This is a genomic window from Paenibacillus lutimineralis, assembly GCF_003991425.1.
GTDB lineage: Bacteria > Bacillota > Bacilli > Paenibacillales > Paenibacillaceae > Fontibacillus > Fontibacillus lutimineralis.
The window spans coordinates 3,392,119-3,412,006 of record NZ_CP034346.1; the positions used below are offsets into that span (position 1 = coordinate 3,392,119).

Genomic DNA, 19,888 nt, shown 5'->3' on the forward strand with positions numbered 1-19,888 from the left:
TTTCTATCAAAAAATATAAGGGAAACGGCATTGGCGGCAAACTGATGACTACTTATATGAAAGAAAGCTAAAGAGCGCTGATACTAGAGGTTAAATTGCCAGATACTCCCCTGAACCAGCGCAGAATTTTGTTTTATTATTCAATATAATGAAAGCCGTCGATTGTACCAACGGCTTTCGTTGAGAGCTTTTTTACTCATTAGAATCGAGTTGTTTTTGTTCTTTATGTGAATTAAATCTTTTTATCTGATATGAACTGTTTCAATTTATCAATATGAACAGCTCCAATAAATTTATCGATCGGCTCACCCTCTTTAAACAGAATCGTAGTTGGAAGGCTCATAATTCCATAATGAGCGGCAGTATTCGGGTGTTCGTCTACATTAACTTTTAGCAACCTCACTTCTTTGCTATATTCCTGATCGAACTTCTCAAGTATTGGTGCAAAAGAGCGGCAAGGCCCACACCATGGTGCCCAAAAATTAACTAATGTAAAACCTTCATTTTTCAAATCATTTTTAAAGGTTAGATCCGTAGAGTGACAAATAGTCATTAGTATACTCCTCCTTAATCATTATGAATCACACATTTTAAATAACAACCGCTCATTTGGATCGAGTCCGAAAGAGCCATATTTTTATCAATCTTTCTAGTACCCATGATGGATTGATGGGATATCATCACCTCCTTAATCATCACGTCTTTACTACGTACAATTTACAATTTAATTTATGAAGTTATTAAAGAGTTTTTATATCTGTAATAACTCATAATATACTACAACGAGCTTAGAAATCTTCCCCCGCCAATAATGATGCAATCATAAATGATGTTGTTCAACTCCTTCTAAAGCAGACATTATAGACTAGTTATATCTATTATAAGAATAAAATTTTTACGTTTAACTATTTGCATTCATCGTTTTAGTATGAAATGGAACAAGGTTACCTTAATCCAGTGTTTGATTTTTGACCAGGTCCGTCAACTTTGTGTTTTTAAGGTAGCTTTCCATTTTCTCTTCGGCTTCCTTCATTACAGCTTGAATCGAGCATTCGTCCCCGTGGACAAAATCACATTCAAACAACGAGGCATTCCCTTCAATGGCATGGATAATATCCAAAAATGTAATATAATCTTTCTTTCGAGATAAACGATAACCTCCGTTTGCTCCGGAAACAGATTCGATCATCCCTGCTTTCACTAGCCTTGTTAAAATTTTGGAAAGATAGGTTGGGGAAACACCTTGTATCTCTGCTAATTGCTGAACACCTATTGGCTTAACCGAAGAAGCGTCAATAAGAGCGAGCATGGTGTGCAGAGCATAATTCGTGGCCTTAGTAAACTTCATGGTACCACCTTCATTCAAAGATTTATTGTATCTATAATATCCTCGAAGTCGATAATTTGTCAACCTTCTATCGGCCTGTCCATGTTGTGGATTTTGATGTGACATATACCATGAAGTATTCAACCATTACAATATTTCAATGTACCCTTCTGTTCCATTCACGCGAATTCGTTGCCCGTCTTTGATCAGTCTGGTAGCATTCTCCACTCCAACAACTGCCGGCAAGCCATATTCACGCGCGATAACTGCTCCATGGGTCATCAGTCCGCCAACTTCGGTGACTAACCCTTTTATGCTTACAAATAAGGGGGTCCAGCTGGGATCGGTAAAGGAGGTGACTAATATATCCCCTTCTTCCAGATCGGCATCTTCCATTTTTAAAATGACACGCGCACGCCCCTCGATAACTCCGGAAGAAACGGGCAGACCTGCAATCGCTTCAGCCGGAAGGTTTTCTCGTTTGTACTCGCCTGTAATGATTTCGCCATCCGACGTGATAACGCGCGGCGGGTTTAGTTTTTCATATAATTTGTACTCGTCTTTTCGTTTGCCGATGATCTGGTAATCCAATTGATTGGTGCGTACGACTTCATGAAATTCCTCAAAAGTCAGATAGTAGATATCTTCTGTTTCATGAATAACGCCGAATTGCACGAGTCGCTTGGCTTCTTTCAGTAAAGCCTGTTTATAAACGAAATAGCGGCTAACATAACCGTATTTTGGATACTCCCTATACCCAATGAAATTCCGAACGAGGTCGATCATTTGTTTGGTTTCATTAGCCTTTTGTTCGCCATCCGGCAATAGCTTCAGTCGATCCAATAACTCTTGTTTTTTTGCCAAAGCTTCCTGCCGCCCTTGTTCAAATTTCCGGCTGCTGGCATTAGGCTCAAAGTTTTTAATGTTGCTAAGAATCAACGGGACTAGAGTGATTGGTTCTTCGCTCCATCTAGTTCTCGTAATATCGATTTCTCCGGTACACCGCATTCCGTATTTGCCGAGAAAATCATAGATCTCGTCACGAGTTTCACGTCCGCCCTTAAACTTAACTAGTTCATCCAAAAAGTCATCATCTTTTGCATGTTGTAAATAATCAATGACTTCCGAATAAGGACGAATCACATCCGCAACATCCAATAACGCCAATCCCATTTCCGAAGTAATATTGTTTGGTACGGATTGAGAAACCGTATCTGCCACGTTTTTTTCACCCAACCATTTGTACATATTTTCATTGATCCATGATGAAGCCTCCATAGCAGACATAAACACAGCCGTACTTTGCGGATCAAATAAGATCTTCTTTAATTGCTGGATATCCTCCAGAATAAAATCAAACAAATCCGATCCCGATTTCGCTTGGATGTTTTGTTTTAACTCTTCTATCGAGGTTTGAGTACGCTTGATCAAATCAGAAACGATGGTCGGATCGTTCTCGAATTGTGCAAGCATATCTGTATTACTTCTTTTGGGAATCGGTGCCGTTTGATCATATGGTAACAATTTTATAAAATCTTGCTCTATTATGGTCATGAGTGCCCCTTTGATGAGCGGATCGGATTCCATGGTATTTAATAAAGTTTCCCGTCCGACAGGTGTAGCCAGCCTAGGTGCAACATCAACAAACAACCTCCCGCCGGCTTTACGCATAGGTGCAGGAGTAATTAACAGGTAAAAAGACAATCCCAATGGTTTTATGGGATCTGTCATCATTTGTTGATGAGCAACAGATAGATAGACGTGATTTTCTTGATCATTCACTTCAGGGATCGGGTATAAAGTCGTGATCGGCCGACTCTGGACAATATAAAATGTATCATCGGCCAAACACCATTCGATATCTTGCGGCTGGCCAAAATAAGCTTCGATCTGTCTTCCGATGTGTGTCAGCTGTAATATTTGTTGCTCAGTGAGTGTTTGAGACATCTGCTGATCAGGAGCGATCTGCTCTGTCTCTGTTCCGCCTTCTTTCCTTCCATAGATAGCCAACTTTTTAGTTGCTATCCTCTTCTCGACGATTCCCTCTTCCCGCACTTTATAACAATCGGCAGATACCAAGCCGGAGACCAGAGCTTCCCCAAGTCCAAAACTGGCATCGATCGTTACTACCTTTCGGCTTCCAGTAATCGGATCGGCGGTAAACATAATCCCCGATGCCTGCGGGGAAACCATCTTTTGAACGATAACGGATAAATAAACTTGCCTGTGGTCAAATCCGTTTTGCATACGGTAGATGACCGCACGATCCGTAAACAGAGATGCCCAACATTTGCTGATATGCTGCAAGATAGCATCTTTGCCGATGATATTTAAATAGGTATCTTGTTGACCGGCAAAAGAAGCATGGGGCAAATCTTCAGCAGTCGCGCTAGAACGCACTGTATAAGCATGTTCCTCGCCAAATTGGGAGAGATAGTGAGCAACTGCTTCCACAACATCGGAAGGGATTTCTACTTCCGTAATGATTTGTCGAATCTTCCTGCTGATTTCACCAATTTGGTCTCGATCCTCTACTTTTAGCATGGTCAGTTGACCCAGCAAAACCTGATACGTTTCGTTTTGTTGGATGGCTTTTTGGTACCCCGCTGTTGTAACACAAAATCCTTCCGGTACTTGTATCCCTTGAATCTTTGATAATTCCCCTAAATGGAGCCCTTTTCCGCCAACGAGCCAAAGCTGCGTTTTTTCTATTTCCTGAAAATCGAGAACCAAAGTACTCATACAACATCTCCTCACCATTAAATTGAGAAAAAAACAATTGACAAGAGCTTACCAGCACGGTAAAATTAAAGTATAAGATAGAATAATTATGTCCATAAAGATGAATACAGTCGTATTCTGATTATAGCATCGTGTCTGTTTGAGTGCAATATATAAAGAACCTGGTACGGTTATCCAGGTTCTTTTTTGATTTCCCGCTAACATTTGTCTCATCAAAAACAGGGTCCAATACCTGAACTGTGAAACGGATGTCGAGCGATATTTCCACACCACTGCCTACAATTCCCCCGCAACCTTGAGCGGCATGCCCGTCTCCAAGATGGAAGAGCGCCCCCTCTGCTGATTTTCCAAGCTAAATAGGCATTTAACGAATTCTTCTGGCCTCATACCCGCCCTGCTCCCTGCGATGTTGAAGACAAGTCGTCTTTTTGTAGTCTTCGCCTATTCTAATCCCTGCATAGAGTTAGCACACCCCTCTTGTCCGTATTTTACTGGTTTCCTTCCTATCGCTTTCAGGCCTTCGTGGACAGGTGATAACCCGAATGAAAATCTTGACAATTAGCGTAGATAGACACTATTATCTAACTAACGATAGGTAGAAAAAGGGTGAGGAAATGAGTAAAAGCGAAACAACAAGACAAAAAATTCTTGAAACGACTGCATGGTTAATCGGACATTATGGAATTGAAAGATCTTCACTTTCCATGATCGCTAATTCTGTTGGCATACAGAAGCCATCCATTTATTATTATTTCTCTTCGAAAGAAGAACTAGTAGACGCTGTATTCGCTTGGATTTTAGAGGGATATAGTTTTGAACAATACTTTCCTATTAACAGCTATACGAAAGAGAATTTTGTAGAGAAGATTATTAGTGACGGCTTGCAATTGTTGATTGAAGAATCTACAGATACACAGATGCTAGTTGTCCAGGTATTAAATGAGTTTCTTTTATATGGAAGCCGGGAATCTTCACATAATAAAGAGTACAGATTAAAAATTAAAGCCGTACAGGAAGGGTTTATTGACGGTTTTATAGTCTTACTACAAAAAGGGGTAGAATTTAGACTTACTGATTCAAAAGGATTACGTGAAAAAGCAAGTATATTAGCGTTAACCCTTGATAATTTATCAAACTATCCGATGATAGGAATTCAATTAGATGTCGCAGCTGTATGGAGACAAACCATTACAAGTGTGGTATCTAACGAGGGGAAATTTATATGAGTGATAATCATACATTATTAAATTTTTCAAAAACGGATAAGGTTATCTTGTGGCTTGGTTTCCCTATTATCGGTTTAGTATTCGGTTGGTTTCTTCCGAGTATTGCTGAATGGGGTAGTTCTTTGCCATGGCTACCTTTCCAGGGACCTTTGAAACTGATTGCATCCTATAGTGGAGCTTGGGTTGGTTTTGTTACCATGATTCTTGGTTTGATTACGGGCATTGCCCTGACTCTATTATTTTTTCATGAAAGTTTGGAAACGTCTGTATTCGATGATAAGGTTATATTAAAACTTAGAGATGAAAAAATCATCTTAAAAAAGCAAGACATTTCACTTGTATTTATGGATAAAAAGCAATTGGTGATGGTAGGTAATGATGAGAAAGAACTATTTCGTTGTAAGCAGGAGCTTAATAATAGTAGAGTAGGTGCTGCATTTATAAATCATAATTACGTTTGGAGCGATACGGATCCATTTAAACATGATTTTAAAATATGGGTTTTAGATTCTCCTGGCCTCCCCCCTGCTGCGAATGCTTTATTAAAAGCAAGGGAAATAGCAATTAAAAAAGGAAATGATGAAGAAGCTTTTCAATTGGCTCAAGAGCTTTGGAAACTAAGAGTATCAGTAAAAGAAAAGGATAAAAGGCAATATTATCGATAAAACCAAAAAAACTTTAAATAGATAGAACAAAGGAGGTATAGCAATGAAGGACCTGGATTTCGATCAAATTTACGCCATTATGAAAGCTTCATTTCCTGCGAACGAGTTCAGAACCTACCGCGGCCAAAAACCGCTGATACTGGAGGTTGAATTGCCCGATACTTCCCTTAGCCAGCGCAGAATTAAATTTTATGAACGTTTGGGTTTTTATATTAATCCATATGATTATGTACAGCCAGCACTAAGCGGACAAGCCGCAATTCCGCTCAAGATGATGAGTTATCCTGAGCCGCTTACGCCCAAGCAGTTCGCAAACGTCAAATCCGTATTATATTCTAAGGTTTATAAAGTGGCCGGTTGGTAACCACGCTGCCGGCTTTGCCTCTGATAGACCACATTAAAAATCCTGCAGCATACCTGTAACTAATGGCGATCGTTCCCCCTCCCCTGCTGCACTTTAGTAAGCCAGGAGTACGAGCTGCAGATTCGGCTACCAATATGAGTATTTGACTTTAAGAGTACATAACATTTTAGAGAAGAGGAACTAGAGGTGGTGAGTGACTTGAATAACGAAAAAATCCCGCAGGAAGCGACCCAAGCATTTAAAGTTGTAGAGGAGTTGCTTGGCAGTTCAATAGTCGGGGTATATCTATTTGGTTCTGCAGTAACTAGTGGCTTACGCATTAATAGTGATGTAGATGTCCTAGTAGTTGTAAATCAAAGTTTGAATGAAGTAATTCGTAGAAAACTAACAGACAGACTAATGCGTATATCCGGAAAGATAGGAAATTCAGATTATGTACGGCCACTTGAAGTCACGGTAATAAACCATGGAGATGTTGTCCCCTGGCGGTTTCCGCCAAAAAATGAATATATCTATGGTGAGTGGCTCAGGGATGAGTTTGAGAATGGACAAATTCAGGAACCAACTTATGACCCTGATCTGGCTATTGTTTTAGCACAAGTGAGACAGAATAGCGTTTCTCTTTTTGGTTCTAATGCTTCTGATGTCCTTGAACCCGTGCCGATGACACATATTCGAAGGGCAATTGTGGAATCCTTGCCAGGATTAATTGAGGGCATCAAGGGCGATGAACGAAACGTAATTTTAACCCTTGCACGAATGTGGCTGACAGTGGCTGTTGGTGAAATCTCATCAAAAGATATGGCTGCAGAATGGGCTATACCTAAGTTACCTAAAGAGCATGCGACTTTACTCAACTTAGCAAGAAAAGCCTATCTCGGAGAGTATATTGATAAGTGGGAAGGACTTGACAGCGAGGTAATAGCACTCGTTAACCATATGAAGAACTCTATAGAGTCTTATTTTAGTATCTGAACATGCTTTGAAAGACTTAAAAACACATGAGAAAAAGAAGAGATTGTGAGTAATGTACTTAAACAAACATGGTGAGATAGTTGGAAAGTTGAGCAAAACCCATAACGGATGGTGGGTTTTGCTTTTTGCTTTGCTTTTCTATGAAAATCTGGTGAGTACAATTACATTCAACCTCCTCCCGGAGGCATCCCAGTATTTATCTGTAGCCATTAAGATGACACATATGTCATTTTAATATTGACAATGAATAGTTTATAAATTAATCTATAAATGATACTAGTGTCATTTTGTTTAGGAGCTGATTACTATGCCAAAGGTAAGCCATGATTATGTGAAAAAAAAGAAAAATAGCATTTTGGAAGCAGCCATATCGGTTTGTAAAGCTAAGCCACTCTATGAAATTGCGATGAGAGATATTATTAGAGAATCAGGGTTAAGTCAAGGCGGAATTTATCGCTATTATTCGGATTTGGATGAAATACTGGTTGCAGTCATTAATCAGACAAATGGTAATGCAGACTATAGACAAGTTGTCGATGAGATCATTGAATATAGCAATTCTCCCAAAGAATCCATAGAAAAACTATTTACTTTTCTCGGTGAGTACATCCAAGAAAACTTATCAACGGTTGGTAAAATTCAATTTGAGCTCACCATCTTATTTGCCAATAATCCAGAGAGACAAAAGAAAATTTTATCGAACATTACTGAAAATGAAAGCGGGCAATATTTGGTTGAGCGATTATTTCAGACAATTCATGAGGGGATTTCCTTAGGGAGTTTCCAGCCTGAAGTATCCATTGAACAATTATTTACTTTAATCATGACATCCATTGATGGCATTGTAAGAGATGTAGTATTACAAAAGTGTTATGGAATGTTCCAAAATGAACAAGTGCAATTTGACGAAATCCGATTGATGAATACGCTATGCAAATCCGTATTATTATTGTTGGGATCAAAATAAGGAGGGTTTCTCATTGAGAGAAGAGATGCGAAGATTTCTATTTTATACTTTTGTAACGTCGTGGGTTATATGGGGCGGGTTAGCGTTAATAACACAGCTCAAATGGATGAAGTTCGGTACTCCCTTTTCAATGATATTGTTTATTCTTGGTGGTGTCACCCCTGCCATTTGCGAGATTTGGCTGAAAAAGAAATATAGCTCTAAAGAAGAGTTTAGATCATTTATTAATAATATTAAAAATCCGAGACATCCATTCTTATGGTACATACTTACAGTGGGACTTGCATTTGCGGCGTGTTTTTTGCCAACGCTTTGGGGTGGAGCATCCATGGAGAATCCTCTATATCTGGCATTCATTGAATTTCCTATCATGATTATCGGAGGTGGGTTAGAAGAGATTGGCTGGCGCGGCTATTTACAGCCTACGTTGCAGAAAAAATGGTCGCCATTTAATAGTACGCTCATTGTGGGTGGTATTTGGACAATATGGCATCTGCCATTATGGTTTGTGGTTGGTTCAAATCAAATGAATATGAACTTCCTCTGGTTCATGCTAAGCGCCTTGGCATTATCTTTTCTGTTGACGGTTATATATTCAGCGACCAACAGCATTTTCTTATGTATTATTTTTCATGCCCTTATTAATTCATTCTGGGATGTATATATTCCAAATACAAATGTTACATCTGGTTTATTTACACTTTTGTATGCACTCTTTATTTTTGCTGCATTTGAATTCTATCGAAATAAAAATCAATCAAAAATATGAATGCTTACCCCTTCCCCATTTCGGGTATACAAATCATGCAAAAAGCTGCCGTGCGGCAGCCCCTTTATTTTGAACATCTGTAACAACGCTTGTAGTCCCGCAATGCCATCATTTGTTTTCTCCAACTACTTTCACTAAACTGAGACGGACTCGTTTCACAGATGTGGAAAAGGATATCGAACTGTTCCGATAGAGAAGCATTAAAATACTGCGTCCGATCAGGGATGATTTGAGCGATGCCGTCAAAGAACGGCTGCTCTCGTTGTGCCCATTCCTTGGCCTGATCCTTCAGATTTCGAACATCCAGCATGAACATTTCATATGGAACTTCGCCCAACTTATAGTTGGAGCTGTTCTCGTTCTGCTGGATCGTATCTGTCGCAAGCTTGCCTTCGCTGAAGGCGGTGAAATTCCCCTTAGTTGTGGTAGTTCCTATGACCACATACTGGTCGCCATATCGTTCTTTCAAAAACTGTCCCGCCACTTTCGGGTACATTTCCCTATCAATTACGCCTTTTGCTACGTGGATATTATGTCCCCACACCATCGTTTTACCGCCTAAAGCTTGCTGGGCCCATTCTGCATGATCGGCTAAGTATTGATCGTGGAGAATTACAATCTGTGCATAATCGCTAGGAATCATCATTGTCGTGAAATTCTCGATCGCCTTTGCCGTTCCCTTCACCCAGACGAGCTCGGATGCGTCAATCTCATTGCTCATCTGTTCCGTCTTATTTTCAAGCCATTTTACAACTTTGGTTGCATTCGCGTTGAATTTCTTCTTCTTCTCAGCTGTTAATTTCATATATTCCGTTAAGCTTACAGCTGCAGCTGGTAATCCTTTATAGCTCTCCTCGACTTCAGTTCGTATTTCAGGATGATACAATTTTACGTAGTCAATCACTTTATTAAAAACATCTGGATCCAAAGTCTTCAAGTCGAGCCCGATAAATTGAATCTTCTTGTCATGTGCTGGATCAGCGTTATAGTCCTTCATCCATTCAACCATCGCAACAATCTCATCGGCCGGGTATAGCAGCTTCAAAAACTCTCTAGGATTACCCTTACCCGTGTGGATATATTCATTCAGCTTTAAACCATTGCCCCAATCCTCTTCGATTCCGAAATTCGTAAAGCCCATCTCGGTAACTAAAAACTTGACGATACGAAACTTCATCGTAAATATTTCAGAGCTTCCATGTGAAGCTTCTCCTAATCCCACATAATTGGCGTTCCCAATCATTTCTTGAGCGGCATCATATCATCGAACGGCTGCATCGGATCAATCGTGTTCAGCGCCTTTGCCTGTGATTGAATAGACTCGACGACACTCATTTCGACAGGTTGAGCAGCTACAGTAGGTTCCACTTGTATATCCTCCTTCTTCTCTCCACATCCTGCAATAAGTATTGATGCTCCAATCATCATAGACACCCCTACACACATCATTTTCAGTTTCATTTAATTCCACCTTTTCTCGTGTTAGAATTTTTCTCTCTGACACGTTTTCTATTTTATTTTTCGAATCTCTCATATTTCTAACTTGATTCTTACTAAATCATTAAGTTATTTCTGTATGTACGTACCCTAGTAATATCGATGAATGACCAGAGTATGACGTCCACCGATAGTTTACATTTTGGATACAAGTCGGTAGCATTACGGATACATCTCGAGAAAACTCGGAAACATCCATCCTTTATACTTCTGTTATGACCAGCGAGGGATCCAGTTCCCCGACTTTCTTTAGAAGGAGATTGAACATATTGAAAAAAGCAATACTGATCTTTGCCGTTGCGGCATGCCTTCTGAGCGCCTGCGACAAACCTACGAATACGGCTGCCATGAATCAAAACGTACAGAAGGAAAAACAAAATGTACTGAAGGAAGAGGAGAACGTACAGAAGGAAAAGGAGAACAGTGTGGGCAGCAGCGAAGCACCCGTTCAGAACAGCGGGGAAATCACCGCCTCTGCTTCGAGTAAAGGCAAAAAAAGCGACTCGAGTACCACGGACAACGGGACAAGTCTTTCAGGGAAAGGTGGAACCGACGATATTCAAACCATCGCCAATCCCGCCTCCATAGACGTGCTCGTAAACAAGCAGCATAAGTTGCCAGAGAACTATGCGCCAGATGATCTGGTATACCCGAACGTACGCTTTACATTTAAAGAGAAGATCAAAAAGCGCATGATGCGGGAAGAGGCTGCGCAGGCCCTCGAGAAATTGTTCAAGGCTGCAGACAAGGACGGCTTGCCGCTCGCAGGAGTATCCGCTTACCGTTCCCACAAGAGACAAAAAACGTTGTTTGAAGCATATGTCAAAAAGGACGGCGAAGAAAAGGCACGTACTTATAGTGCTTATCCGGGCACCAGCGAGCATGAAACCGGACTCGCCATCGACGTGACCAAATCGGACGGCAGTTGCGCCGCAACAGGCTGTTTCGCCGGCACACCGGAAGCGGAATGGCTTGCGGAGCATGCACATGAATTCGGCTTTATCATTCGATACCCGGAAGGAAAAGAAAACATTACAGGCTACACTTACGAGCCTTGGCATCTTCGTTACGTGGGTCAGTCTGAGGCAGATAACATGTTCAAAAATGATCTTACATTCGAGGAATATGCAGACCAGGCACTTGTGGCAACCGGTTCATGATACTGACTGCACTTTAAGCCAAAAAACACCATCATCTCCTGTATAAGAGAGATCATGGTGTTTAAAATAATATATGTTCTTGTCCTCCGGCTACACGCTAGAGTTTATAATATTTTCTTCTTCCACCTGGTCCCTGCTCGTCCCTAGGACGATATAAGCGCGTGAAAAAGGCAATCCCATGTCATGACCGAAGACTACAGGATTGCCTTTATTCTATTCAACATTACTTTCGCTTTGCGTCATTACCCTTCTACGATATCTGCATGAAGATCAGATGCAATTTCCATCATGAGAGGCACGACATCTTGATGTGAAACGGCAACATACAAATCTCCCATATAGTGTCTGAATGGAATAAAGGCTTCTCCATGTTTCCACATAAAGAAATCTCCCGGAATAGACATGGTGCTCTCCTCCCCTTTTACAGTCAGCACCGTCTGATAAGTAAAATCAGCTTTGGATGAAAAATAAACTTGGCATTCTTCCAATGTAATCTCTTTATCGCTAGAGTTTGGTTGCATAGATCTCGTAATTTGAAAACGTTGATTCATAAAATCCTCCAATAATATATGACCTTGTATCCCTCATAACCTTAATCGTTATGCTGGCCTCTGTCAACGGAGGTTTATAGTAGCTATTCGATTACATCAGGCGATTCAAGTTCAAGCTGCACTTCCACATTGCCAAGTACATACCACCCGTCCGGTTGTCTTCCGGTATTGGCCAGTTGTATGGCAGGCTGATGAGTATGCCCATGTAAAATGGCAATCTCAAGCTGGTAATTCCCCAATGGCATATCTGCCGGAATCCATACGGCGCTGTCGAAAAGGCTGTCTCCGGGGAGCCAATCGCAGATATTGGCATCCGTGATGAAAACTTGGGTGGATTGGTCGCCTTTAAGTCTCAGAGCCAAAGGGAATTTCTTGTAGCACGGAGCGACACCTAAATTCTCCCACCAAGAAGCAAACGCAAGCTTACCACCCGGTTTTACCGTCTCAGGGAACGAAAATTTGCGTAATGCCAAGCGATAACCCATTTTATTAAGCCAACGGTTCACGTTCGGCTCCCATTCCTTGGGGATTGGTGAAGACTTTGCGTTAAAGGACGAAATATGCCATTTCAACGATTGATCAATAATATAATCGATATCCCATCCCTTGTCTTTCCAATGTTGGACCACCCAGCATACCTCCAGCGAAACGGGAGCCTTCTTCCACGCTTCCTGCATCCCTGAGCGTATAAGTTGCTGCGGATAATAATCGTTCATATGCGACCAGTCATCAGAAAAGTCCCACGCTTTGCCACACACATCTCCTAGACAATCAACACGCCAGCCCACATCGGCTTGGGACAAACCATAGCTGTTCGTCTTCTTATCGGTCAGTAGCATCACTAGTGGTGTTTCTTTGAAGGAATCCGTATACGCATCCACCAGCGCCTCTCTAGTTGTACGGGTTAATAAATTTGAACCGATACCTTCACCCCAGGAGCCTACAATGGACAGATCGACACTTTCCATATCCGGGTGACCGTCGTATCTTCTTCCCAAAGCGCGGATAAAACCTCCGAAATATTCGGCATAAGTAGGGTCTTCCGCATCCACCATCCAACCGGGACCATCAAACTTTTCGGGCGGTTTCCCTAGTAATTCTCGGTACCAGGCGGGAACGTCTTCTTCATCGTTTGCACCATATGGGGCAATTCGAAGCATTAGCGTTTGTTTGCGCACACGGGCCGTCTCGAGCGCTTTGTCAATGAGCTCCCAATTGTAGTTGCCTTTTTCCTGCTCTATGTATTTCCAGTAGATTCTGAAATAAGCGATTGAAGTCATTGGATGATTTTCATTCTCCAGGTTTCCATCGAAGTCTTGATATACATAGGAAACCCCTCTGTCCAACCTTTCCCTTCGTTCAACTTATCTCCATTGAAACGTTGAAAAGTCATAAATCCGATTCCGGGGTTAATTAGAACATCGTCGATAACTTTCGGTCTTGTGACAATGACTTTGCAAGTACTCATTTTATCCACTCCTTCTGGGGTCGTTAGCTTAATCATAAATGAACCCCGCTGTAGCTCAATATCAATATTTTGATTTTACTTTAGTTCTTTTTACTCCTTTCGATTGGAGGATTTATGGAATATTTTACGTGGATTTGTAAATAGGAAAATGGTACATTATTACGGAGTCAATAGCACATGTGTTCGTGTTTGATATGTGTTATTCGGTTAACGAGCAAGTTGGGAGATACGTCTAGGCTCATATTATTTATTTTCGAGGAGAGTGTCTGCATGGACAAGGATTCTGTTAATAGACCAAACATTATTGGCGGTAGCGAGGTTGGCGTCGCCATCTCGGTCGACATGGACAAGAATGTTGTTCACCAAACAAACAGCTTATTTTGGGACACAAAAGGAAGTGACATCTTAGGAGCAACCTCGCTTCCGCTCTATGGAGCATTTGTCTCAGAAGAAAGCTGTCAATTATTTGGTGATGTCTCAGGGAAAAAGATGCTGGAGATCGGCTGTGGTAGTGGTCAATCCTTGCAATATCTGGGGGAACGCAATGCATCTGAACTATGGGGTACGGATATATCAGAGAACCAAATCGAAAAGACAAGGCAGCATTTGACCGCGTGCGGTCTTTCCGCGCAATTGATCTGTTCTCCTATGGAAGATAAATGTGGCATACCAGAGGATTATTTTGATTTTGTTTATTCGGTTTATGCCATAGGCTGGACCACAGACCTGGAGGGTACTTTTTGCCGGATTGCTTCTTACCTTAAAAAAGACGGCGTATTTATTTTCAGTTGGTCTCACCCTATACACAAATGTGTTGCTGCAGAAGATAATATGCTTGTTTTTAAAAAAAGTTATTTCGATGAATCTTGGTATTCAGTATCTCTTGGCGAAAGTACGCTAACCTTATCGGACCGTAAACTATCAACTTATATAAATGCGCTATCAAAAGCGGGATTTGTTATTGAGCAAATGCTTGAGCAATCTGATGTTGAAATATTACAATCATGCGACGATAACAACGATTTTGCAAACAAAGCAAAGATGCTTCCTGTAACTTTTGTAATCAAAGCAAGAAAACTATAGTCGGCGCTGAACGTAATAAACCAAGGATCTAAGCAAGAACAGTTTGCCTAGATCCTTGGTTTTGTTGTTGAGAGCGATAATGAAGAGTTGATATATTCATTCAAAGCGTATCATCGCCATTTTACCATGAGCATCTTCGTTGGATAGCGCTCCTCCACATATAGATCAGTTCCCATCTTCTATTGGACAGTAGAAAATTTACGACTGATGTTCCTATACTTTGTAGGTGAGATGCCCTTTTTAGCCGTAAATTGCTTGATAAAGTAAGTATCATACTCAAATCCAGTAGCGCGTGCAATTTCATCAAGCTTCATACCTGTATGAGTTAAAAGTTCACAAGCCACTTTCAAACGATGTGAAAGCAAGTAGCCCATTGCCGTATTTCCGCATCTGTCCTGAAACAATTTATTAAGAGTCACACGGTTTAAATGAGCGCAATTCGTCAGATCTTCCAAAGAAATCTTATTGGAATAGTTCGTGTGTATATATTCTAATACCGAATCTACAGGTGATTGTTCACTATTTCGATTTAAATCCTCCAGCAAGCCTAAAATTTGAATGAGGTATTTTTTTACTCTGCACACCCAGCGTGCATCACTTTGCGCCTGCACTTCCATACCTAGAATAAAGAACCATTCAAATAAAAGCGGATATGCTATCTCAGTGATATGGGGTGCTGCTGTATATGGATCATCTCTTTGAAATAGCGAAAGACCGGTTTGTATTCTCGGAACCGTTGAAAAGTAGCCCTGCATTTCGGAAAGAGTTATGGTGTTAAGAAATTCGGAATGAAAACGAAAGGATTGTGCGGCAATGTTGTGTTTCTCCATTACTTTTATATCATCATCTTCGGCCAAACAAAGGACACCGGGAGCGGAGATGGATATCGGTCGTTCGTTTAATGTCCCACTCATACTTCCTGAGGTAATGAGGATCAGAGTAAGACGTTCAGGATAAGGAAGAATGCTAAGATTCTCCACTGCGGCAAATTCAATATATACGGTTCGGTTTTTGTATCGATCTATTTGTGGCATAGCAATCACCTATCAAATATTATAGTTAGATACTTCATTTATGCCAGTGTACCACACAGGTGAGAGGGATATAATAGCGATGCAACAACAAAAGGAGGAAAACCAAGATGGCTATTGAACGTTTTCATATTCATGTCTCAGACGAGATCCTGGATGATCTAAAATACAGACTGCATCATATTCGTTGGCCGGATCAAGTGGAAAATGCAGGCTGGGAACATGGTACAGAATTAAGTTATTTAAAGTCGCTCGTCTCGTACTGGAAGGACCATTATGATTGGCGTGCCCAAGAATCCAAATTGAACCTCTTATCCCAGTTTTTCTGCAATATTGACGGCATAGATGTGCACTTCGTACATGAGCGTGGTAAAGGGCCCAACCCCTTGCCCATTATTCTTACCCACGGATGGCCCGACAGTTACCTTCGTTACCAGAAGATCATCCCTCTTCTTACCGATCCTACCAGCTACGGCGGTAATCCTGAGGACTCTTTTGATGTGATTGTCCCTTCCCTACCCGGATTTGGGTTCTCTGGCCGCCCCAAACATTCTGGCGTCAACAATTTTCGCGTCTCGGAAATGTGGGCAAAGCTCATGACAAAAGAATTAGGCTACAAAAAATTTGCCGCTGCAGGTGGGGATATTGGCTCCGGTGTTACAAGATATCTGGCAGCAAACCATCCAGAACTATTATTCGGAATCCACCTTACCGATGTCGGCATAATAAGAAATCTCATAGCTTCATCAGATCAGGTAAAGCTTTCGGAAGAAGAATTGCGATACAAGAAAAATGCTTCGGAATGGATTGCTCAGGAAGGAGGCTACATGTCCCTTCAATCGACACGCCCTCAAACTCTTGCTTATGGACTTTCCGATTCACCGGCAGGTTTGGCTGGATGGATCATTGAGAAATACCGTGCATGGAGCGATTGTAATGGTAATCTCCAGCATAAATTCAGTGAGGATGAGCTAATCACTTATATTATGATTTATTGGGTTACGAACACGAGTGGATCGTCAGCAAGGATGTATTACGAAAATTCTCATTCTTTACCCCCATTAGGTTATATAGAGGTACCGACAGGCATCGCATTATTCCCGGCAGACATCTTGTTGCCGCCTAAAGAATGGGTTACGCGTAACCTTAATGTTACTCGATGGACTTCGTTACCCCGCGGTGGACATTTTACCGCTCTGGAAGAACCCGAGCTTTTGGCTGAGGACATTCGTGCCTTCTACAAGCCGTTTAGAGCGAAAATCAATACTAAATGACTTCGATAAACAACAAACAACGGTAGCCGACCATGTGGTCGGTGCCGTTGCTATTTTCCACTAGAGTATCGCTTCCTCCTTCAATTCTTGTATAATGATTTTATAATAAAATATGGAAAAAGGAGGTGCTTTTATTGAGAATGAATAATGTGTTTCTCACCAAAACATTTTGGGAGCGATACTTTTGGAAGCTTCAGGACGATTTCTCCTACGAATTTTTTGAAGATAACCCTCTTCGCTTTCAATTGACAGCACGTGATGCTTTGCTTCTTGACCCAGGAGAAGATCTAGTCTATATTTCGCTCGGTTATCAATATAAAGATGAAGAAGGGATAGAAATCGCTTGGGATGACGAAGCCTATTTCCATCCATTTGTGATGAGGTTTAATGAATTTCTAGCGATTGTAGATCAAATAGCTGCGGTGCATCATATTGAAGCTTGGATTCCTGCACTGCTGCTAAGAAGATTTATTGGGATTGAAAGCTTTGCGGAGTATCATAAGGTTTCAGCTTGGGAACTTGATATGCGAAAAACATCGGGGCTGTTCACCGAAGATGAATTAGATGAATGGCTGGAAGAAAGCAAACCGTTGGATGAAGCTTATTGGCATGAACTAAACAAAGAGTGGAAGTTTAAAGAGCCTTATGGATGGGTCTTTGAGGGTGAAGATGCCAATTCCTTACGAAACTCGGCTAACTCTTCTTTCCCATTTCAGAAATGGAACCGCATGTTGGCTGAACTCGGCTGCGCCAGTTTCTAATGACCTTTTATTAATATTTACTTATACGTCTCGGTAGATAATATTAGGCACGATATAAATATATAAAAGCTCTGCGATCAGTTCAATAATTGTTTGAGTTACTACCACAGACGCTGCTATTGTGGCCATCTCCCTTGGTAAGGTAAGGGCCAAAGGAAGTACAACAAGCGAATTGCGAGTTCCTCCACTAAAAATAAGTGCCCTACCATCTGACGGACCTAGGCTAAAAACAGATGAGATAATTCGTGAAATTAATGGTGAGACTATATGGAATAATATATAGATCGGTATCACAGCAATAATTACATTGAATTCCTTCACAACTCTATTCATTTGAGAGCCGATCACCATGAAAAGCACAAGTGCCATAAGTGGGACAGGTAGCCATGCTGTGAAGTTCAGTATATTAACACCGCTAGCGTTTTTCCTTGCTAGAAATTGGATAGCCAATGCAAAAAACAAAGGGACAATAATTAAGTAAACAAAAGCTTCAACGAATGGACCAATTCTTACAATTTCAGATGCCTCAGCACCAATAAACAGCCAAAGGTAAAAAGGCAGCATAATCATTTGGACTACAAAAAGAACTGGAGTAGACGCTAGAATTAACTTTTCATTCCCTTTGCCCAATTGAGTAAAAACAATGACATAATCTATACATGGAGTTAGAAGTACCAAGAAAACCCCGATCAGGACTGGGCTAGGCTGAGGAAAAAGCTTAGTTAATGCGAATACAAGCAAAGGAACTAAGATAAAATTCACAAGCAGTAAAGCTCCTATAAAGCGTCTATTAGAAAGTGCTTCCCTTAATTTCAAAAAAGGAATTTGACAAAACATACTGAATAAGAGAACCGCAATTATAAATGAAACCAAGGGTTCCAGGAAGCTACCTATTCGCGGACTTAACAATCCCACGGTTCCTCCAACAATTAATGCCACTGCATATACGCCGATTTGGTTCTTTTCTAAACTTTCCCTTGAAAACACTCTATATACTCTCCCCTTTTTATTCGGATTACACCGAAAATTTTAAAAACTGTGAACTAATTGCTGGGTAGTTGGATACCATACCAGCCACCTACATCGCATTGGCCAAATTCATTACTTCCTACAGCCACCACCGTGCCGTCCGATTTAAGACCGATGGTATGACGACGCCCCGCTGCTATGGTATCTTTAGGCCACCGTTTTACCATTAACGCCGCTTCTTTCGGTGAAAAGTAATCCATATCTTACCCCCTGAAAACTTAAACGTACATATAAGTATCTACTATTTCCATACGAGATTCCATATCCACATCCAATTTCTCAATTGGCAATCAGAAAAAGTTCAGCAGATTGTAGAAGTCTGAGTCATTTACTTCATGCCATTTATGGTGTATATACAAATTATGGCATCTATACAAATGATGAAAACTATGAAAGATGAGGTAAATAGTTCAATGAGAAAACAATGGTTCTTTATTTGTGCTGCTTCAATTATCGCCTTAAGTGGATGTGGAAGCCAACAGTCAGAAAACAAAGGGATTATAAAAAGTGAATCAGTGAATATAAAACAATTAGTTAGTAATTATAGTACCGGTAATATAGAAGACCCATCCGCCTCAATTAATTCAACACAACTAATCGTTACTAAGCAGGATAATAGTCAGTTGACTTATGCATTGCCGAAAGACGAGTTCTTTGTTTCAATTGCACCATACATTGAACAAACACATCCTTGTGCCACCCATAGCTTGACTCGTTGCCGAGGTGAACTGATGAATGAAGAGTTTGAGGTATACATCGAAGATCGCGAAGGAAACATGATACGCGATGAAAAATTAACGTCAAATTCCCATGGTTTTATTGATTTATGGCTTCCGAGAGATAATGAATTTAGTATCTCCATTACCCAAAATGGGAAAACCGTGAAATCCAATTTTTCAACTTTTGAAAGTGACGATACATGCATCACGACCATGCAATTGGCATAAAAAAGGCCAACCTCTTCATCCCCCATTCTCTTTTCAACATCTAAATCCTTGT

General features: G+C 40.9%; 19 protein-coding genes and 2 pseudogenes. 11 read left to right on the top strand and 10 right to left on the bottom strand.

Going from position 1 to position 19,888, the window contains the following annotated elements; all coding sequences use genetic code 11:
• Window positions 1-232: 232 nt before the first annotated feature.
• The 3 genes from trxA to ppsA form a co-directional block, all read right to left on the bottom strand.
• Window positions 233-553, bottom strand: a complete 321-nt coding sequence (gene trxA / locus EI981_RS14865) for a thioredoxin (protein ID WP_126999396.1) — start codon at window positions 551-553, stop codon at window positions 233-235.
• Window positions 554-949: 396 nt separating this feature from the next.
• Complete coding sequence (locus tag EI981_RS14870; RefSeq protein WP_126999398.1) at window positions 950-1,348, bottom strand: Rrf2 family transcriptional regulator; 399 nt, start codon at window positions 1,346-1,348, stop codon at window positions 950-952.
• A 126-nt stretch (window positions 1,349-1,474) separates the two neighbouring features.
• Window positions 1,475-4,069, bottom strand: coding sequence for a phosphoenolpyruvate synthase (ppsA, locus tag EI981_RS14875; RefSeq protein WP_126999400.1), 2,595 nt, complete (start codon window positions 4,067-4,069; stop codon window positions 1,475-1,477).
• 614 nt (window positions 4,070-4,683) lie between these two features.
• On the opposite strand from ppsA, the gene EI981_RS14885 reads away from it, so the two are divergent.
• The 6 genes from EI981_RS14885 (at window position 4,684) to EI981_RS14910 (ending at window position 9,035) form a co-directional block, all read left to right on the top strand.
• Entirely contained in the window at window positions 4,684-5,295 is a 612-nt protein-coding gene (locus tag EI981_RS14885) for a TetR/AcrR family transcriptional regulator (RefSeq protein ID WP_126999402.1), read from the top strand.
• The gene (locus EI981_RS14890; RefSeq protein WP_126999404.1) at window positions 5,292-5,960 is read left to right on the top strand and encodes a YqeB family protein; all 669 of its coding nucleotides are present in this window, start codon (window positions 5,292-5,294) and stop codon (window positions 5,958-5,960) included. Before EI981_RS14885 ends, EI981_RS14890 begins: the two co-directional genes overlap by 4 nt.
• Before the next feature lie 43 nt (window positions 5,961-6,003).
• Window positions 6,004-6,324, top strand: coding sequence for a hypothetical protein (locus tag EI981_RS14895; protein WP_126999407.1), 321 nt, complete (start codon window positions 6,004-6,006; stop codon window positions 6,322-6,324).
• Between the two features lie 189 nt (window positions 6,325-6,513).
• Window positions 6,514-7,299, top strand: a complete 786-nt coding sequence (gene ant(9), locus EI981_RS14900; protein ID WP_126999409.1) for an aminoglycoside nucleotidyltransferase ANT(9) — start codon at window positions 6,514-6,516, stop codon at window positions 7,297-7,299.
• 307 nt (window positions 7,300-7,606) lie between these two features.
• Window positions 7,607-8,266 (top strand): TetR/AcrR family transcriptional regulator, encoded by a 660-nt coding sequence (locus EI981_RS14905; protein ID WP_126999411.1) that lies wholly within the window; start codon window positions 7,607-7,609, stop codon window positions 8,264-8,266.
• A 13-nt stretch (window positions 8,267-8,279) separates the two neighbouring features.
• On the top strand, window positions 8,280-9,035 hold the full coding sequence (locus EI981_RS14910) for a CPBP family intramembrane glutamic endopeptidase (protein ID WP_126999413.1): 756 nt from the start codon (window positions 8,280-8,282) through the stop codon (window positions 9,033-9,035).
• A 142-nt stretch (window positions 9,036-9,177) separates the two neighbouring features.
• Here the strand turns inward: EI981_RS14910 and EI981_RS14915 are convergent.
• Window positions 9,178-10,484, bottom strand: a pseudogene (locus tag EI981_RS14915) (erythromycin esterase family protein); the annotation flags it as partial.
• 317 nt (window positions 10,485-10,801) lie between these two features.
• Between EI981_RS14915 and EI981_RS14920 the strand changes: the two are divergent.
• Window positions 10,802-11,692: a M15 family metallopeptidase gene (locus EI981_RS14920; protein WP_227011440.1), complete on the top strand. Its 891-nt coding sequence runs from the start codon at window positions 10,802-10,804 to the stop codon at window positions 11,690-11,692.
• Window positions 11,693-11,934: 242 nt separating this feature from the next.
• Here the strand turns inward: EI981_RS14920 and EI981_RS14925 are convergent, their stop codons facing one another.
• The 3 genes from EI981_RS14925 to EI981_RS14935 all read right to left on the bottom strand — a co-directional run bounded on the left by EI981_RS14925 (window position 11,935) and on the right by EI981_RS14935 (window position 13,711).
• The gene (locus EI981_RS14925) at window positions 11,935-12,243 is read right to left on the bottom strand and encodes a hypothetical protein (protein ID WP_126999415.1); all 309 of its coding nucleotides are present in this window, start codon (window positions 12,241-12,243) and stop codon (window positions 11,935-11,937) included.
• A gap of 83 nt (window positions 12,244-12,326) precedes the next feature.
• Window positions 12,327-13,523: a DUF4832 domain-containing protein gene (locus tag EI981_RS14930; RefSeq protein ID WP_126999417.1), complete on the bottom strand. Its 1,197-nt coding sequence runs from the start codon at window positions 13,521-13,523 to the stop codon at window positions 12,327-12,329.
• A complete protein-coding gene (locus EI981_RS14935) occupies window positions 13,520-13,711 on the bottom strand; it encodes a hypothetical protein (protein ID WP_126999419.1) in 192 nt (63 codons plus the stop codon). The genes EI981_RS14930 and EI981_RS14935 overlap by 4 nt, the downstream gene beginning before the upstream one ends.
• Before the next feature lie 270 nt (window positions 13,712-13,981).
• Here EI981_RS14935 and EI981_RS14940 point away from each other — a divergent pair, with 270 nt between their 5' ends.
• Complete coding sequence (locus tag EI981_RS14940) at window positions 13,982-14,794, top strand: class I SAM-dependent methyltransferase (RefSeq protein ID WP_126999421.1); 813 nt, start codon at window positions 13,982-13,984, stop codon at window positions 14,792-14,794.
• A gap of 179 nt (window positions 14,795-14,973) precedes the next feature.
• On the opposite strand, the gene EI981_RS14945 is transcribed toward EI981_RS14940, so the two are convergent.
• Window positions 14,974-15,828 carry a helix-turn-helix domain-containing protein gene (locus tag EI981_RS14945; RefSeq protein ID WP_126999423.1) on the bottom strand — a complete coding sequence of 285 codons (855 nt, stop codon included), beginning with the start codon at window positions 15,826-15,828 and terminating at the stop codon, window positions 14,974-14,976.
• 107 nt (window positions 15,829-15,935) lie between these two features.
• Between EI981_RS14945 and EI981_RS14950 the strand changes: the two genes are divergently transcribed.
• Together EI981_RS14950 and EI981_RS14955 are read left to right on the top strand one after the other, a co-directional pair.
• A complete protein-coding gene (locus EI981_RS14950) occupies window positions 15,936-17,099 on the top strand; it encodes an epoxide hydrolase family protein (protein WP_126999425.1) in 1,164 nt (387 codons plus the stop codon).
• A 134-nt stretch (window positions 17,100-17,233) separates the two neighbouring features.
• The gene (locus tag EI981_RS14955; RefSeq protein WP_126999427.1) at window positions 17,234-17,860 is read left to right on the top strand and encodes a hypothetical protein; all 627 of its coding nucleotides are present in this window, start codon (window positions 17,234-17,236) and stop codon (window positions 17,858-17,860) included.
• Window positions 17,861-17,881: 21 nt separating this feature from the next.
• Here EI981_RS14955 and EI981_RS14960 read toward each other — a convergent pair whose 3' ends face one another.
• Both EI981_RS14960 and EI981_RS14965 read right to left on the bottom strand, forming a co-directional pair.
• On the bottom strand, window positions 17,882-18,847 hold the full coding sequence (locus tag EI981_RS14960) for an arsenic resistance protein (RefSeq protein WP_126999429.1): 966 nt from the start codon (window positions 18,845-18,847) through the stop codon (window positions 17,882-17,884).
• Between the two features lie 74 nt (window positions 18,848-18,921).
• A pseudogene (locus EI981_RS14965) lies at window positions 18,922-19,089 on the bottom strand (RCC1-like domain-containing protein); the annotation flags it as partial.
• Between the two features lie 213 nt (window positions 19,090-19,302).
• Between EI981_RS14965 and EI981_RS14970 the strand changes: the two are divergent.
• Entirely contained in the window at window positions 19,303-19,836 is a 534-nt protein-coding gene (locus tag EI981_RS14970; protein ID WP_193556494.1) for a CueP family metal-binding protein, read from the top strand.
• Window positions 19,837-19,888 lie beyond the last annotated feature (52 nt).